Annotated in this window: 15 protein-coding genes; 5 read left to right on the forward strand and 10 right to left on the reverse strand. The window is 47.9% G+C overall.

The genetic code is table 11. The features are described 5' to 3' along the window. A partial coding sequence (gene malQ / locus FVR03_RS21265) for a 4-alpha-glucanotransferase (protein WP_255474344.1) occupies window positions 1-1,409 on the forward strand: 1,409 nt, incomplete at its 5' end. 129 nt (window positions 1,410-1,538) lie between these two features. Here malQ and FVR03_RS21270 read toward each other — a convergent pair. After that, window positions 1,539-2,366: a murein L,D-transpeptidase catalytic domain family protein gene (locus tag FVR03_RS21270; protein WP_255474345.1), complete on the reverse strand. Its 828-nt coding sequence runs from the start codon at window positions 2,364-2,366 to the stop codon at window positions 1,539-1,541. Between the two features lie 216 nt (window positions 2,367-2,582). On the opposite strand from FVR03_RS21270, the gene FVR03_RS21275 reads away from it, so the two are divergent. The 3 genes from FVR03_RS21275 (at window position 2,583) to FVR03_RS21285 (ending at window position 5,583) form a co-directional block, all read left to right on the forward strand. Next, window positions 2,583-3,941: a peptidoglycan DD-metalloendopeptidase family protein gene (locus tag FVR03_RS21275; RefSeq protein ID WP_255474346.1), complete on the forward strand. Its 1,359-nt coding sequence runs from the start codon at window positions 2,583-2,585 to the stop codon at window positions 3,939-3,941. 114 nt (window positions 3,942-4,055) lie between these two features. Continuing rightward, window positions 4,056-4,955 (forward strand): Ppx/GppA phosphatase family protein, encoded by a 900-nt coding sequence (locus tag FVR03_RS21280; protein ID WP_147923792.1) that lies wholly within the window; start codon window positions 4,056-4,058, stop codon window positions 4,953-4,955. A gap of 280 nt (window positions 4,956-5,235) precedes the next feature. Beyond that, the gene (locus FVR03_RS21285; protein WP_147923793.1) at window positions 5,236-5,583 is read left to right on the forward strand and encodes a four-helix bundle copper-binding protein; all 348 of its coding nucleotides are present in this window, start codon (window positions 5,236-5,238) and stop codon (window positions 5,581-5,583) included. Window positions 5,584-5,681: 98 nt separating this feature from the next. Here the strand turns inward: FVR03_RS21285 and FVR03_RS21290 are convergent, their stop codons facing one another. The 3 genes from FVR03_RS21290 to speE form a co-directional block, all read right to left on the reverse strand. Then, window positions 5,682-6,014 (reverse strand): phage holin family protein, encoded by a 333-nt coding sequence (locus FVR03_RS21290; protein WP_147923794.1) that lies wholly within the window; start codon window positions 6,012-6,014, stop codon window positions 5,682-5,684. 71 nt (window positions 6,015-6,085) lie between these two features. Further along, window positions 6,086-7,180 carry an agmatinase family protein gene (locus FVR03_RS21295; protein ID WP_147923795.1) on the reverse strand — a complete coding sequence of 365 codons (1,095 nt, stop codon included), beginning with the start codon at window positions 7,178-7,180 and terminating at the stop codon, window positions 6,086-6,088. Further along, window positions 7,152-8,480 carry a polyamine aminopropyltransferase gene (gene speE, locus FVR03_RS21300; protein WP_147923796.1) on the reverse strand — a complete coding sequence of 443 codons (1,329 nt, stop codon included), beginning with the start codon at window positions 8,478-8,480 and terminating at the stop codon, window positions 7,152-7,154. Before speE ends, FVR03_RS21295 begins: the two co-directional genes overlap by 29 nt. Window positions 8,481-8,985: 505 nt before the next feature. Here speE and FVR03_RS25045 point away from each other — a divergent pair. Then, window positions 8,986-9,108 (forward strand): hypothetical protein, encoded by a 123-nt coding sequence (locus FVR03_RS25045; protein WP_255474347.1) that lies wholly within the window; start codon window positions 8,986-8,988, stop codon window positions 9,106-9,108. A gap of 24 nt (window positions 9,109-9,132) precedes the next feature. Here FVR03_RS25045 and FVR03_RS21305 read toward each other — a convergent pair whose 3' ends face one another. The 6 genes from FVR03_RS21305 to FVR03_RS21330 form a co-directional block, all read right to left on the reverse strand. After that, window positions 9,133-9,774: a chemotaxis protein CheC gene (locus FVR03_RS21305; protein ID WP_255474348.1), complete on the reverse strand. Its 642-nt coding sequence runs from the start codon at window positions 9,772-9,774 to the stop codon at window positions 9,133-9,135. Window positions 9,775-9,816: 42 nt separating this feature from the next. Continuing rightward, the gene (locus FVR03_RS21310) at window positions 9,817-11,451 is read right to left on the reverse strand and encodes a chemotaxis protein CheA (protein ID WP_147923797.1); all 1,635 of its coding nucleotides are present in this window, start codon (window positions 11,449-11,451) and stop codon (window positions 9,817-9,819) included. Beyond that, window positions 11,448-12,569, reverse strand: a complete 1,122-nt coding sequence (locus FVR03_RS21315; RefSeq protein ID WP_147923798.1) for a chemotaxis protein CheB — start codon at window positions 12,567-12,569, stop codon at window positions 11,448-11,450. The genes FVR03_RS21310 and FVR03_RS21315 overlap by 4 nt, the downstream gene beginning before the upstream one ends. A 50-nt stretch (window positions 12,570-12,619) precedes the next feature. Beyond that, on the reverse strand, window positions 12,620-12,991 hold the full coding sequence (locus tag FVR03_RS21320) for a response regulator (RefSeq protein WP_147923799.1): 372 nt from the start codon (window positions 12,989-12,991) through the stop codon (window positions 12,620-12,622). A gap of 25 nt (window positions 12,992-13,016) precedes the next feature. Continuing rightward, window positions 13,017-13,607, reverse strand: coding sequence for a chemotaxis protein CheW (locus FVR03_RS21325; protein ID WP_147923800.1), 591 nt, complete (start codon window positions 13,605-13,607; stop codon window positions 13,017-13,019). A 20-nt stretch (window positions 13,608-13,627) separates the two neighbouring features. Continuing rightward, window positions 13,628-15,972 (reverse strand): methyl-accepting chemotaxis protein (locus FVR03_RS21330; RefSeq protein WP_147923801.1); only part of this gene is annotated, 2,345 nt, incomplete at its 5' end.

Below are 15,972 nucleotides of genomic sequence, written 5' to 3' on the forward strand. Positions count from 1 at the left end.
ACCGGCTATCGGAGGCGGGGCAGCGGTATTGGCAGATTCTGCCGCTGAACCCAACCGAAACCGGATCGGGCAACTCGCCTTATAGCAGCCATTCTGCTTTTGCCGGAAACCCTCTCCTGCTCAGTCCGGTGCTACTCCTGCAAGAAGGGCTGCTGCAACACCACGACCTGGACACCTCCGGGTACTCCTTCAGCGACACAAAAGTGGAGTACGGGGAGGTAACACGGTTTAAGCGCACCATCTGGCACAAGGCTTACCAGAACTTCAAGGAGAACCCTGTTACAAGTTTAGCCGAGCAGTTCGAGAGCTTTATTCAGAAACACACCAGCTGGTTACACGACTACAGCCAGTATGTTGCCTTTAAAAATTACTTCGGGCACAAAAGCTGGGTAGACTGGGACGACGAAATAAAATACAGGCAGGAACGGCCGCAACTGGAACTGGCTGATAAGCTTTTTCTGGAAATAGAGCAGGAGCAGTTTCTGCAGTTTCTGTTTTACCGGCAGTGGGAAAAGCTCAAGGCTTACTGCAATAAAAAGGATATTTCCTTTATAGGCGATATGCCCTTTTATGTAAGCCACGACAGTGCCGATATCTGGTCGCACCCGCATTATTTTAAGCTCGATGGCAGAGGGCTTCCAATTGCCTCTTCTGGTGTGCCGCCCGATTATTTCAGTGAGACCGGCCAGCTCTGGGGCACTCCTGTGTTCGATTGGGAAGCGCTTGAAAAGCAAAACTTCGATTGGTGGAGCAGGCGCATAGACCATAACCTGCGTTTGTTCGACCTCCTGCGGCTCGACCATTTCAGGGCTTTTTCGGCTTACTGGGAAGTTCCGGCTTCGGAAAAAACAGCTATAAAAGGAAAATGGGTAGCATCACCGGGAGCTAAGATTCTCTCTATCGTCCGGATTAACCACCCAGAGATGCCGATAATTGCAGAGGATTTAGGAGAAATTGACGAGCCGGTGCGGGAGCTTATGCAGCAGTTCGATTTGCCGGGCATGCGGCTACTTATTTTTGCGTTTGGCGACGACATGCCCCGCAATGCTTACACGCCGCACAACCACATCAAAAACTCGATTGTGTACACCGGCACCCACGATAACTACACTATGCGCGGCTGGTTTGACACACAGGCCAGCTACGACGACAAAAGCCGTTTGGCACAGTACACCAATACCCATCTCACCCCCGAAAACATACATGAGGTAATGGGCCGGCTGGCATTCGGGTCTGTAGCACAGCTGGCGGTACTGCCCGTGCAGGATGTGCTTGGTCTTGGTACAGAAGCGACCATGAATAAACCTTCTACCACCGAAAATAACTGGGCCTGGCGACTGCAGCCAAATTTGTTTACAGAACAACAGGCGCACAAGCTCAAGCACCTTATGTGGCTTTACAACCGCTAGCATACCCTTGGCACAAAACCAGGAAAAAACCTTTGGAAGGGCATTTTCATTAGCATAATTTAAGATAAAAGGCTGCCTCCTTATTTATAGGAGACAGCCTTTTATCTTAAACTGTAAAAAGGAAGTTTATTATATAGAAGCTAAGCCATTATGACTTAAACTGTCTGCAGATGGCTTAGAGCCAGGTAACTCCAGTTTATGCTCCTGCACCATTTCTGCCAGCGCATTGGCGTGGTCGAGGTAGGTGGAGGTGTAGGTATCGTCGGAGGCATGAATATAGAGTGTGGTGTTACCGACAACGGTATTAATTATTTCTTCACTTTCTTCCATTGGCAGTGCCGGGCAGCCTAAGCTGCGGCCTAAGCGGCCTTGTTGCGCTATAAAGGATTCCGTGGCGTATTCTGCGCCATGCATAACAATACAACGGTCACGCGCATTGGCATTAAAATTTTCATCCATGCCATTTAACTTTAACGACAGGCCATGCTTCCCGTAATACGTATCTTCTGTTACATAAAAGCCAATGCTGCTCATGTATGATTCGCTCTCATTTGAGAAACTTTCAGCAAACTCCTCTCCTGAGTTGCGGCCATGAGAAACATAGGTGTTATATAGCAATTCCTTCTTCTGAATATCGAGTACCCAAATTCTTTTTTCGCGTGAGGACTTGGTGAAGTCTACAATCGTAATTATACCTCTGTCGGAGAGTTTACCTTCATGTTTCAGGTTGTAGTAACCGGTTAAGGCCTTACTAAATACTTCGAAGCGGAGTCCGTCTTCCTGCAATTGCATATCCTCATATAACGAATAGACTATCTGGTCGAACTGCATGATGCGGTAGCTGGCTAATTTGCTCTTAATTCTGTTTGGGTCTGATTTTGCTACAGATTGACCGGCTGGTATTGCCACCGGCGACATAATAAGCGGTGCAAACAGAGGTAAGAGTTTCTTAACCATCTTCTTACTTCTATATTTCCATCTTAGTTTTTTCATAGCGGCATTACTTCATGTCTACAGGTATTCTTTTACGTACTATGCAATATTCCGTTCAATCATAGCTTGACTATCAATCTAATTGCAATAACCAGATAAGTCAGATCATCAGCTATTAAAGGCATCATTTTTGGTTTAAATCTGGTATTAATACAAAAAGGTTAAATAATTGAAACTTACATGATGAATTCATTCACTAAAATATATATTTATAAGGTATGTCTATTGCTGCTTGTGGTTGTAGTTGCTGGTTGCGGGAGTCAGAAAACCCTCCGTGGCGTCTTTAAAAAAGAAACGCCATACGAGCGCTATGCCTCCTCTCTGAAAGATGCCAACCTGCACCAGACCGCGCTGGGGCAGGAATGGCTGTCGGCTGGTAACCGGGCCCTGCAGGATTCAATTACGATTACACTTCCGTTTAAGGAAACCGGATATTTTGCAGCCGATAAGCCACGAGCGCTGGGTTACCGGTTGGAGGCGCAGCGGGGAGAGCGCATTGTGGTAGACCTGGAGCTACGGTCGCAAGAAACAACTGCCGTGTTTATGGACCTGTTTGAAGCTACAACCAACAAGGCTGACGCGCCTAAGCATGTGGCCACAGCAGATACCACCTCGGTACAGCTTGTTTATGAGGTTAACGACGACAGGCCGCACATACTCAGGTTGCAACCTGAGTTGCTTCGCAGTGCCCAGTATACGGTTACCGTACAAGTTAAACCTACGATGGCCTTTCCGGTGCCTGGTAAATCGAGCCGAAATATCTCCAGCATCTGGGGTGACCCACGCGATGCCGGTGCCAGGCGCCATGAAGGCGTGGATATTTTTGCTCCGCGCGGTACACCGGTTATTGCCTCTGTAGATGGCACAGTTACCCGTATTGGCACATCGCCACGTGGAGGCAATGTAGTGTGGCTCTCCGATACCAAACGCAGGCAAAACCTTTATTATGCACACCTCGACAAGCAACTTGTAGCACCGGGGCAGCGCGTATCGGTTGGCGACACCCTGGGGCTGGTTGGCAACACCGGGAATGCCAAAACTACAGCACCGCACCTGCACTTTGGCATTTACCGCGCTGGCATGGGTGCCACCAACCCCTACCCTTACCTGCACCAGCCAACACAGGCACCTCCTGCTGTGGCAGTAGATGGCGCAAAAATCGGCAATTGGGTACGGGTGGCCGCCAGGCAGGCTAATATCAGGTTACAACCTTCGGCAAAAACCGGTGTGTTCGGCAGTTTGCCACAGCATACACCGCTGCAGGTAACAGGTGCTACCGGCAACTGGTATCGTGTGCAATTACCCAATGGCGCAGAAGGCTATATCTCCGCCACTCTGGTAGAAACCATCACAAGACCTGTACGGCAGAAAACAGTAGCTCTGGCAGCAGAAGTTTTAGATGCTGCCCACCCTGCGGCCCCGGTAAAAGACAGTTTAGCTGCCGGAAGTAAAATTGCCGTGCTGGGCCTCTACAAGAATTTTGAACTGGTGCAGCTGCCTGCAGGTGACATCGGGTGGTTGCATGAGCCAGTAAATTAACCTACACGCGCTTAAAAACCAGTAAGTAGTGCAAATGGTGTTTCCGTGGTGCCCGTTTTTATAGTATATTTGGTGTAGTAAAAACTGTTTCGGACCTAAAAAAGATTTAGATTATTGAAGTTAGCTGCGATAGATATCGGCTCCAATGCTGCCAGATGCCAGATCTCGAATGTGTTTAACCAAAGCGGGCTAGTTACCTTTAAGCGCGTGGAATATGTGCGCTACGCCATCAGGTTTGGAGAAGATGTGTTTAACACAGGTTACATAAGTGAGCAAAAAATAAACAAGTTTATTAAGCTCCTGCACTCTTTCCAGTTGCTGATTGATGTGCATGATGTGGAGCACTTTATGGTTTGTGCCACCTCTGCCATGCGCACCGCCCTGAACTCAGACGAAGTCAGGGCACGCGTGTACGATGCCATCGGTTTAAAGATCCAGGTTATTGACGGTGTTACGGAAGCGGACCTGATAAACAAAGTCATTGTCAATTTTCTGGACAACCAGAACTACCTGCACATAGATGTGGGTGGTGGCAGTACTGAGTTCAATATTTATGTGAACCGCGAAAAGATGGTGTCGCAGTCGTTTGAGCAGGGCTCTATCCGGCACATGCACGGCCACGACTCTGCCGAACTCTGGAACTCGATGCGCTATTGGATAGAAGAAAACACCAGTCGTTACCAGCTTAACCGTGCCATTGCCACCGGTGGTAACATTAATAAGATTTTTGAGTTAGCAGGGCAATCTACCGGGCAACCTGTTAATCTACACCAAATAGAAGCAGTTACTGCCCGCATTGCTGCTACCAGCATGGAGGACCGACTCACAAAACTACTCCTAAACCCCGATCGCGCTGATGTTATTCTGCCTGCTGCGGAAATCTATCTGTCGGCCATGAAGTGGGCACAGCTCGACACCATGCTGGTTCCTGCTGTTGGCCTGAAAGATGGCATGCTTCACGCGCTGTATGAGCAGCACTACCCTGATCGTTTTGTCATCAATAACATAGATTAACGAGAGAGCGGCCGTTGTAACAGCAACAGGCCGCTCTTCATTTCAGCGACCTCCATTTCGTATCAGCCACTTCTGTTAATAAATACTTCACCCTTGGATTGTTTATCGCTCAAAACCCTTTGGAAGGGTAATTTCATTAGAAAGATTTGATCGTAGACTTTCTCTCAGAAATACTATACTTACTAAGTCACTTATCTATTATAACGAGGAGAGCATGCCTGCGAACAACAGGAGCTATAGTGCGTACCTATAAGTTCTGATAATTAAAATCTTAGAAGCTATGAAATCTGAAAAAACGAATGAACTGGAGCACCTGCTGATTAAATGTATTACGGCCTGCGAAACCTGCGCCACTATGTGCCTTCAGGAAGACGACGTGAAAATGATGGTGAAGTGCATTATGCTAGACCGCGACTGTGCCGATATCTGCGCCCTCAACTCGCGGTTTGTGGCCAGAAATTCGCCGCATGCTAAACACGTGATGAAAGAATGTATTGAAATATGCCGCTTATGTGAGGCGGAGTGTCGCAAACACGAGCACGAGCATTGCCAGAAATGTGCAGATGCCTGTAAAGAATGCGCAGATGCCTGCGAGGCCTGGGCAGGAGAGCATAATGCTGCTATGTAGAGAATTTATGGGTATTATAAATAGAAGGGGCCAGATTTATTATCCGGCCCCTTCTATTTGTGAATTATTTTACCTGGGTTCTTTGACCTGGCTTGGAATTAAAAAATGGCATCCAGAATGGCAGAAAGGAGCGATAACACCAGACTGAAAATAAGAGCCCACAAGAAACCATCAACAGTAAAGCCGGAAACAATCGAACTTGCCAGTAAAATTATAATGGCATTGATCACCAACAGAAACAGGCCCAGCGTCAGGATCGTAACCGGTATGGTTAACAGCACCAGAATCGGCCTCACAATGGCGTTTAAGATGGCTAGAACAATGGCAACAATGATCGCACTCATGAAACCTGCTACCTGAACACCCGGCAAAATATACGCAGCCAGCAAAACGGCTACACCAGAGAGTAAAATCTTTATAATAATTCCCATAGAATTACAGCATTTAAGATAAGATATATATTGAAATGCTATACGTAAGCCTACTTATAAAGATGAACTAATTATAGCTCCAGCCGCTTCTGCGATACTGCCATCCAGTTACAGAGCTTGTACAACAGGCGGGCACCCACGTTCCCGTTCCACTCGCTGTCGCCGGGAGCCACTTCGCACAAATCAAAGCCGATGATTTCGCGGCCAGATTTTACCAGGGCTTTGATGAGGTAAACGGCTTGCTCAAACTCTAATCCGCCTGGAACGGGAGTACCTGTGGCAGGACAAAGTTTCGGATCGAGGCCATCTATGTCGAAGCTCACATAAACTTTCTGTGGCAGCTGCGCAATTATCTTTTTGCATTCTTTTTTCCAGCTGTCACCTTCGTACATGTTTTCTTTCAGCACTGCATCGTAAAATATAGCCACCCGCCCGTTAGACTGCTCCGCCAGTTCTGCCTCTGCCTGGCAAATATCGCGGATTCCTACCTGCACCAGTTTCTTTACCTGCGGTAGTTTTAAGGCGTTGAACATAATGGAGGCATGCGAAAATTCAAACCCTTCGTAGGCATCGCGGAGGTCGGCATGGGCATCTACCTGCAGAATACCGTATTCTTCGTGGCGCTCAGCGAGGGCGTGCATCAGGCCAAGTGGAGTGCTGTGGTCGCCGCCCAGTACGCCAACAAGTTTACCCTGGTCCAGGTAGCTCAGTGCTTTTGCTTTCAGCCACTGCAGCAGTTCCTCCCCTTTCCGGGTTACTTCTACGGGCAGTTGAGCGTAGGCTTCCTGCTCTGAGGCAGGGCTTCCGTCTTCGAGCCAGTTAATATAGGCTTCTGCTTTGTCGCGGAGCGCTGCACTGGTAGCTTCCCAATCGGCAGATATTTCTTCCATAGCGATGCCCAGTTTCCAGGCATCTTTAATGGCAGGCTCAAACAGGTCGAGTTGCGGCGAGGCTTCTTTTACAGCCAGTGGCCCTTGTGCCGTGCCGGCACTGTACGAAACGGTTACCTCCCAGGGCACCGGCACAATGACCACTTCTGCCTCCTCTACTGTAAAAGGCAAACCAAACAGGCCGCCGTTAACATCGCCCACGCCATTCGGATCGAAACTGGCGATTTTTTCTTCTTTGCTGTTGCTGTTAGTGGGTTGGTTCAGCGGAGTAGTCATCTGGGTTAGTATTAGTATTTGAATTCAGCAGGTCCTTCACAAAATTTGGTAGCGCAAAAGCTGCCGTATGTATGTCTTCGTTATAATATTTAAGGCCCTGCGCCTGCGAGAAAGCAGCGGCTGCCTCACGATCGAACACCAGCGGGTGCGAATCGCCTTTAGAAGAATAGGAGAAGCTCCAGGTACCTGTAGGGTAAGTAGGAATGGCGGCCAGGTAACAATGCACTTTGTCCTGCCCGAAGATCTGCTTATAGGTCTCGTAAATTTCCACAAAAACAGCACTGTTAAAGCGTGGCGACTCACTTTGCGTAATCATCAGTCCGTCTGGTGTCAGGCAGCGAAACACTTCTTTGTAAAAGGCAGCTGTAAACAAGCCTTCGCCCGGGCCAACCGGATCGGCAGAGTCAATAATTATCAGGTCGTACTGGCTATCGGCACATTCGTTGATGTACTTTATGCCATCCTGCACCAGCAAGTTCAGCCGGGGGTTATCGAATGCTACAGCTGTTTCTGGCAGGTGCAGTTTGCAGGCTTCTATTACCAGTTCATCTATCTCGACCAGCGTTACCTCCTCTAATTGCTCGTGCCGAAGCAGTTCGCGTACTGTACCGCCGTCGCCACCACCAATTACCAGGGTGCGTTTCGCTTTTGGGTGGCTGAAGATAGGCACGTGTGTAATCATTTCGTGGTACACATACTCATCTTTCTGTGTGCACATCACCATGCCATCCAGCGTGAGCATGTTTCCGTAGGCCAGTGTTTCGTAGATTTCAACGCGCTGGTACGGTGAGTCTTTCTTATAAAGCTGGTTACCGGAGTGTTTAAGCGAAAGAGCAATATTTTCGTCGCGTTCTGTAAACCAGATGTCGCGGGTAATGGTGCCAAGCTGTTCTGCTGGTTTAGGAGACACATCGCGTAACGATTCGAGGTTGAAGTCGAGGCGCTTGAGCAGTTCTAACTGTCCACGGCGGCACTCCATAGAGGAGCCGTGCCCAGCCTCAAAGGCCTCTTTCAGGTAATTATAAGATACCCAAGGGTTTACTGAATCGCCACAGGTAAACAAATCGACAGCGGCATAGCCATATTCCGGCCAGGTGTGAATGGCCAGGTGACTTTCCTGAATCACCACCACCCCCGATACCCCATAAGGCGAGAAGTGGTGAAAGGTACTGTTAATGACCGTAGCTCCGGCTGTTTCTGCGGCGGCCACCATGCTGTTTTCGATGTGCATGACATCATTCATCAGTTCCGGGGAACAATCGTAAAACTCAACTAAAATGTGTCTTCCTAAAGCGTTCATCCATTAGAAGTGTAGGTAAAAAAAACTAAAGCAAACAAAAAAACGAAAACTATAGCTATTATCAAATATAAAAGAACGCGCACGCCCGCCAGGTGGTTGTATTTATTTGATAATCAGAACCGAAGCCCTTGACTCTTTTGAGGCAGAATCTCTTCTGGAGGCCAATTTCATTTAAATAATTTGAGTCCTTTTCAGACCATTGCCGGTAAAATCCTATTCTTCAATATATGTGCTTTTGCAGAAGCTGAGATGTTACTTTTCAGATGCCTATGAGTGACTCTTAAGCAGGAAACACCCTTGGCAAAAAATTGGACGAAGAGCTTTGGAAGGGTCTTTTGATTGGAATAATTTGAAGAGAGTGATGCAACTCATCCCTTTGTAGCCTCACTTAGGTATGGTAGCAGCAGGAAGGGCAAACAATTGGCTGCAAAAATTTGTAAAATCTTACTGACAAGTAAGAGAGCAACTAAAGTGATTTATTTGTTTGTGTAGAGGAAGCTATGACTTGAACTTTCAGAAAATAAGACGTGAGCTGCTTCAGGCACAGGATAACGGAGAAACTGAGACAAAAGCCTACCAGTTTTTGCACCAGCACAAGCAGGAACGGCAGACGCGAGTAGCAGAATAATTTTTTGGTTACCTAATCTTTTCTTTAATCTTCGCCCAGTATATTATTTTTGTTTTGAGTGAATGTCCTGATTATATCAATCATTTTCAGGAGGGTGTTTGTGTCGAAGAAGAGCATGAGTGGCAACTCTACGCTTTTCAGGTTGTGCGAAAACTGCGTGATAACGGTGAAAACCAATGGCTGAAAGAGCGGGTGCTGTACCAGAATATCTTTGAGCGAGTCGGCTATATGGCTTTTAGGAGCTTTTGGTGGCGACCCGTAGATGTTGGATTTGAGTATGTTAGCCAGTTGCGTTACCAGCGCCCCCGTAATAATATTGCTTATTTCGAGCAGCAACGACTCCTGCATCAGGTTCAGTTCGCCTTTCTGTACTTCGAGCATGCTCAGGCAAACCTCCGATAAACGGGCAATGTGGTCATCGGAGAACAGCAGCAGCGTAGAGCCATTAAAGTCTCCTTTTATATCTGACTGAATAATAACATGCGAATTCTCGAATTTAGATACCAGGCTGATCAGCTCCTTCACCTCTATAATCTGGATGTCAGGCACTTTTAACATAACCTTATCGCGCGCTATAGCGGCAAAAGAGTCTGCAGCACGAGCCAACCCGATATTAAGAATTTCCTTAATAATATCTCTTTCTAAATCAGTAACCTGAGGTTCCATTATAATAGTCCAATTAGTCGGTTTATCGCCCATCACGTTAGCCTATCTTCTGTTTGTAAAAAAACGCGTTATAGCGGGCACATCAAGTACCAGGCAAACCTTGCCTGTTCCGAGCAGCGTAACTCCGCCATAGATATCGATATTATCGAGTGGCTTCTTCAGTGACTTGACCACAATATCCTGTTGTCTGTAAAGTTTGTCTACAATTAATCCGAGCTTTCTGTTATTATACGACACAATTATTATGTTTTGCACCTGCCCTTTTAGCTTGGTGGCATCGCCGAGCCGCATCTGTTCCTGCGGAGCGTTCAGTAACTCGTTCAGGTAAACTACGGTAATCGTTTCTCCTTTAATATCGGCCAGTAATACATCTCCTACTTCGTGCAACTCCGAAATATCCATCGATACCACCGATTCGGTGTGTATAAGCGGAATGGCATAGTAAATATCGTCTACCTCGAACAAAAGAGCACCTTTAACGGCAATACTGGTTGGCAACCGCAGTATAAAGCTGGTACCTTTGCCACGCTCCGATTCTATGTTGATCCGGCCCCCAATCGAATCGATTGCATTCTTCACCACATCCAGCCCCACGCCTCTACCCGAATACTCCGTTACCTCTTTTGCAAGCGAAAAACCTGGCTCAAACAAAAACGATAACAGCTCGGCTTGTGGCAGGTTATCTACAGCATCTGCCGTAACCATTTTGCGGTCTATGGCGGCTCGTTTTACCTGTTTAAAATCTATGCCTTTGCCATCGTCGGTTAATCTAATTATAACGTTTTCCCGGTCGTTACGTGCCGTAAGAGCCAAACGGCCCTCTTTCGGTTTGCCTGCTTTCAGTCTTTCTTCCGGTTTCTCGATGCCGTGCGTTATAGCATTACGTACTAAATGCAAAAGTGAATCAGTAATTATCTGGAGAATGTTCCGGTCTATCTGAATATCCTGCCCTATAAGTTCGAGGTTCACTTCTTTTTTCTCGGCAACGGCTATGTCGCGCACAATTCTCGGAAATTTGTTGAACAGCGATCCTACATTTACGAGCCGGGCATCCATTACACTGTACTGCAGCTCTTCTGTAATACGGTAAAGATGCGAACTCACGCTCATTAATTCGTCGTTGTTCAGATCACGGCTAATCGACAGAATTCTGTCGCGGTCTATCATCAGCTCTCCCACCAGGTTCAGCAGGTGGTCCAGCTTTTTAATTTGAATGTAGATTAGGTCTGAGAGCGAGAGCTTTCTGGAAGTATTGTACTTCTGCACTTTTGCCAGCTCAATGGTACTGTCGGAGAGGTTATCTACAATAATATCGAGGTTCCGCAGGAGCACAGGGTCTGGTTCGCCGGCGCCCGGGTTGTCGATATTGGAGATGAGTTCCCCCAGCATGTCAATTCCGTCGAAGAGCACCGTCACGACTTCATCGCTAAAGCTCAGCTCCTTGTTCCGGATCAGGCTAAAGGCTGTTTCAAGCTTATGCGAAACATCCGAAATCTGCAGATACCCGATGGCTTTTGCATTTGCCTTCAGGTTGTGGAGCAGCCGGAAAATCTCCGCCAGCACGTGGTCATCCTGCGGGTTCCGTTCGAGGTCGCTGATGTGCCGGTTCAGCGCATCGAAGTACTCCAGCGCTTCTGCTATAAAAATTTCTTTATACTCCTGCTCTCTTGATTTCATGTAATGCTGTCAGTACCACTGACCTCGTACCTGTTCTCCGCATATGCGTTTATAAATTCGGCAATCTCTTCCAGAGACAGCACTTCGTCTATCAGCCCGCTATCTATGGCTGATTTGGCCATTCCGAATATAGCCGACGATTCTTCATTTTGAGCCAGCACAATGCCACTGCCTTTTTTAAGAGAAGCGGCACCCAAAGTCCCGTCTTTGCCCATGCCTGTTAAAATTACCCCTACCACACGTGGCAGCTGGCAGGCCGCTACCGACTTCATCAGCATATCTACCGATGGCAGGTCGAAAGAGGAACTATCTGCTGCAAACCCAATAGTAAGTTTGCTGCTGCTCTTCACTGTTGGCTCTACTACCATGTTTCTGCCACCTGGTGCAATAATTATTTTCCCGTTCTTCAGTGGCAGGCCTTTTTTCCCCTCCAGCACAGCAAGCGGTGTCAGCAGCTGCAGGCGCTTGGCAAAGGACCTGGTAAAGCGCTGGGGCAAGTGTATGGCTATGAGCAAACACGCCTTCAGCTCCGGCTTCAGATGCTTTATAAGCGTTTCAATAGCTTGTGTTCCACCGGTAGAGGCACCTATTACAATTACAGTAGCAGCTGTTTCAGGCTTTTTTGCTTGTCTGTTTTCTGCAAATACACTTGTTACCTCCTGCTCCAGCATGTGCAACCTGGCTGTAGGGTTCATATACTCCGACTCTCGAACGGCCCTGATTTTAAGCAACACCTCCGCGGCCATGCTTCTGTAATTTGGATATTGACCAGCTCCAGGCTTCACTATAACGGCATAAACACCTAGCTCAGTGGCCTGCTTTACCAGCGCCAGGGTAAATTGCTCCCTGGTTACCAGAAGTAAAACAGGGGTTGGTACTTCACCAAAAATACGCTTCAACGCAAATAACCTACTGTTCTTCTGAAGATCGTAATCTAACAGCACTACATCCGGCCTTTGGACTTTTGTTAGTTGAAGCAGCTCATCGCCATTGGTTGCCAGCCCCGCCAGATTCAGGTCGATTTGCTCCTGCATGATTTGCTCCAACACTAACCTGGCGTAGCTGGAGCTACTGGCAACTATAAGTTTTAGCTGCTTTGTCTGATTTCCCTCCTTCATTCATCATCCATCCTTACGAATTATCAGACTTCATAAAATTAATTAAAAGCCTAATCTTCAGGCCCACCCAGAATCTGGCTAACTACTTCCAGCACCTTCTCCTCCGAAAATGGCTTTACTATATAAGACAAGGCACCATACTCCAGCGCTTCATTCACAATTACCTCCTGACCTACGGCGCTTACGATCACCACTTTCATTTCGGGTTGCTCACTTTTAATTCCCTTCAGCACATCCAGCCCGGTGTTGTCAGGCAGAATTACATCCAGGGTTATCAGGTCCGGGTTGGTTGTTCTGGCAAGTTCCAAAGCTGTTTGCCCGTTTGGCGCCTCCCCTACTATTTCGTATCCAGCATCAGACAACATGTTTTTTAACATGGTGCGCATATAGAAGGAATCATCTACAATCAGAATTCTTTTCATACTTTATGTTAGTAGTAAATACTTTTTATTCACTTGCCAGCTGCTTAATTTCATCATTGGTCAGGATCTTAAACATATCCAGTACGACAATCAGCTGGTTATTCACCTTGGCAATTCCTTCAATATAGTTCTCGTTTATGCTGATGTCCTGAAGGAAAGCAGGTGCTTTGTCAATTTTAGACATGGCAATATTGAGCGACTGCGGCACTTCCCGTACCACTACCCCAATGCTGTAATCTTTTGCCTCTATCACCAGGGTGTAGGTGGTGCTAACCGCTTCGGTGTCCGAAACTGGTGCCGGTCGTATTCCAAACCGCTCCTCCAGGTTCATGATCGCAATAATATCGCCACGAATGTTTGCTACACCTTTAATAAAATGTGGTGTGCGCGGCATGCGGGTAATGGCTGGAGTTACCGTTACTTCTTTAACCTGCTCTATTTTAATGCCATAGCTTTCGGTACCCAGTTTAAATACAACCAGGTGCACCAATTCTTCGGGCCGGGCATTTTTCGGATTGTTCTCCCGGGCATTGTCGGCTCCGGCAGAAGCTTGTTCTGTTGTGTTCACTTCTGGTTCCTGTACTTGCTGGTTATTTCCATTCTTGGCCTGTACCATGCTGAAATGTTTAAACCAATTTAGGATTTAGACGAATTTGCCTTTTTTGTTAAAGTCTTAACCTGCTTGCGTTGTGTAGGCACAGCCGCTAAGCGGCCTCCTTTATGCGATGCGTTAAACACCAGATTACCGTCAATCAGTTTGAAGGCAGAAATACTTATCTGAAGATCGGCAGCTATGTCGTTCAGGTTTTGAGACGATGACGTTAGTTCCTGCATGGAGCCTGAGAGTTGCTTGGCTGTGCTGGCCACCTGCTGTGTACCAGAGGCTGTTTGCTCGGCGATGGCTACTACTTCCTCCACGTACTTCACTACATCGCCGATACTTGACTTCTGTACTTCTGTTGCCGTCAGGATGTCCTGGGTAGATCGGAGTGTTTCTCCGCTGGTGGCAGCAATATTTTTAAAGGCACCGGAAGCTTCGAAGGTAGCATTTTTTCCTTTTAGCACGCGGCCTTCCATTGTCGATATTGCCGTGGCGGCAGAGGCTGTATCTTTCTTCACATCATCTACCAGCGTTGCAATTTCACTTGCCGATTTACGGGAGCCTTCTGCTAACTTTCTAATTTCTTCTGCTACTACTGCAAAGCCACGGCCAGCCTCACCTGCACGGGCCGCCTCGATGGCAGCATTCAAGGCGAGTAAGTTTGTTTGCGACGCAATGTCCGTAATTACACCAAGTGATTTCGATATTTCCTGAGAACGGGTACTTAATACATCAATGGTTTTGGCAGTAAGTGCCGCAGAACTGGAGATTTCTTCCATGTTTTTCACCACCTCTGCTACTGTTTTAAGACCAAGCTGCGACGTTTCCTCCCCTAGCAAGGCGGCCTTGTTCACCAATTCGGCTCTGTTCGCAGTTTCTTTCGTGCCCTTCATAATTTCTTCGATCAGCTTAAAGGCCTGATCTGTCTTTAGGGCCTGGTTCTGTGCACCTTCCGCCATTTGCTGCATCGCCAGGGCCACATCGAGCGTCACACGGTTCATTTCCAAGCCTTTACCAGCCATTTCTTCTGAGGAAGAACCAACCACAAGTGAGGAGTCGTTTATTTCACCAAGTAAGGCATTAAGGTTATCCACGGCCAGGTTCAGGGCATTGGCCATGTCCAGGATATCACCTGCTGTCATGGCTTCCACTTTCTGCGTCAGGTCACCTTCTGAAATGGCCCTTACCACCCGCGACACTTCCAGTACCGGCGTTACAATGGATTCCAGCAGATCGTTCAGGGTGTCTACCAGTTCTTTCCAGCTGCCGCCAACTCCTTGTAAGGTGGCGCGTTCGGTTAGTTTACCTTCCACGCCCGCTACTCTGGCCACACGGCTAACTTCACCTGCCAGCCTGTTCAGGTCAACCACCATGGTGTTGATGGTGTCGGCAAGCTCTGCTACTTCGCCACGTGCCTCCAATGTTAATTTCTGGGTCAGGTCACCTTTCGAAACCGCTGTTACTACTTTTACAATACCACGCACCTGTGTGGTGAGGTTAGAGGCCATGGTATTTACGTTGTCGGTCAGGTCTTTCCAAACACCAGCCACGTTAGGCACGTTGGCCTGTCCGCCGAGTTTTCCTTCAGTTCCTACTTCCAGGGCCACACGGGTTACTTCACCGGCAAAAATATTCAGGTAATCTACCAGCTGGTTAATGTTCTCTTTCAGCTCACCCAGCTCTCCTTTCACATCCACCGACACTTTTTGGGTCAGGTCGCCTTTCACAACAGCAGTGGCTACTTTGGCGATGTCGCGCACCTGAGAGGTAAGATTGCTAGCCATGGTGTTCACGTTGTCGGTCAGCTCTTTCCAGGTACCACGCACTTTTGGTACGTTGGCCTGGCCTCCCAATCTACCTTCTGTACCCACTTCGCGTGCCACACGGGTTACTTCATCGGCGAAAATATTGAGCGAGTCCACCATCTGGTTCAGGTTCTCTTTCAACTCTGCAATTTCGCCGCGTGCCTCTACTGTTATTTTCTGGCTAAGGTCGCCTTTAGCTACGGCAGTGGCTACTTTAGCAATGTCGCGTACCTGAGAGGTCAGGTTGCTCGCCATGTAATTCACGTTATCAGTCAGTTCCTTCCAGGTTCCACCCACATTCGGCACATTGGCCTGACCGCCTAATTTACCCTCAGTTCCGACTTCGCGTGCCACTCGGGTTACCTCATCCGCAAATATGTTGAGCGAGTCCACCATCTGGTTCAGGTTCTCTTTCAGATCCAGGATCTCGCCTCTAGCTTCTACCGATACTTTTTGGGTTAAGTCGCCTTTCGCCACAGCGGTAGCTACCTTGGCAATGTCACGCACCTGCGAGGTCAGGTTGCTGGCCATGGAGTTCACGTTGTCGGTGAGGTCTTTCCAGGTGCCGCCTACGT

This window comes from Pontibacter qinzhouensis (assembly GCF_008017455.1).
In the GTDB taxonomy this organism is placed as follows: domain Bacteria; phylum Bacteroidota; class Bacteroidia; order Cytophagales; family Hymenobacteraceae; genus Pontibacter; species Pontibacter qinzhouensis.

Coding starts and splice junctions, on each gene's coding strand:
- FVR03_RS21315 (WP_147923798.1), bottom strand. CDS start 12,569: ATGAAGGAGGGAAATCAGACAAAGCAGCTAAAACTTATAGTTGCCAGT.
- FVR03_RS21325 (WP_147923800.1), bottom strand. CDS start 13,607: ATGGTACAGGCCAAGAATGGAAATAACCAGCAAGTACAGGAACCAGAA.
- speE (WP_147923796.1), bottom strand. CDS start 8,480: ATGAACGCTTTAGGAAGACACATTTTAGTTGAGTTTTACGATTGTTCC.
- FVR03_RS21290 (WP_147923794.1), bottom strand. CDS start 6,014: ATGGGAATTATTATAAAGATTTTACTCTCTGGTGTAGCCGTTTTGCTG.
- FVR03_RS21295 (WP_147923795.1), bottom strand. CDS start 7,180: ATGACTACTCCGCTGAACCAACCCACTAACAGCAACAGCAAAGAAGAA.
- FVR03_RS21310 (WP_147923797.1), bottom strand. CDS start 11,451: ATGAAATCAAGAGAGCAGGAGTATAAAGAAATTTTTATAGCAGAAGCG.
- FVR03_RS21320 (WP_147923799.1), bottom strand. CDS start 12,991: ATGAAAAGAATTCTGATTGTAGATGATTCCTTCTATATGCGCACCATG.
- FVR03_RS21275 (WP_255474346.1), top strand. CDS start 2,583: ATGATGAATTCATTCACTAAAATATATATTTATAAGGTATGTCTATTG.
- FVR03_RS21305 (WP_255474348.1), bottom strand. CDS start 9,774: ATGGAACCTCAGGTTACTGATTTAGAAAGAGATATTATTAAGGAAATT.
- FVR03_RS21270 (WP_255474345.1), bottom strand. CDS start 2,366: ATGGTTAAGAAACTCTTACCTCTGTTTGCACCGCTTATTATGTCGCCG.
- FVR03_RS21285 (WP_147923793.1), top strand. CDS start 5,236: ATGAAATCTGAAAAAACGAATGAACTGGAGCACCTGCTGATTAAATGT.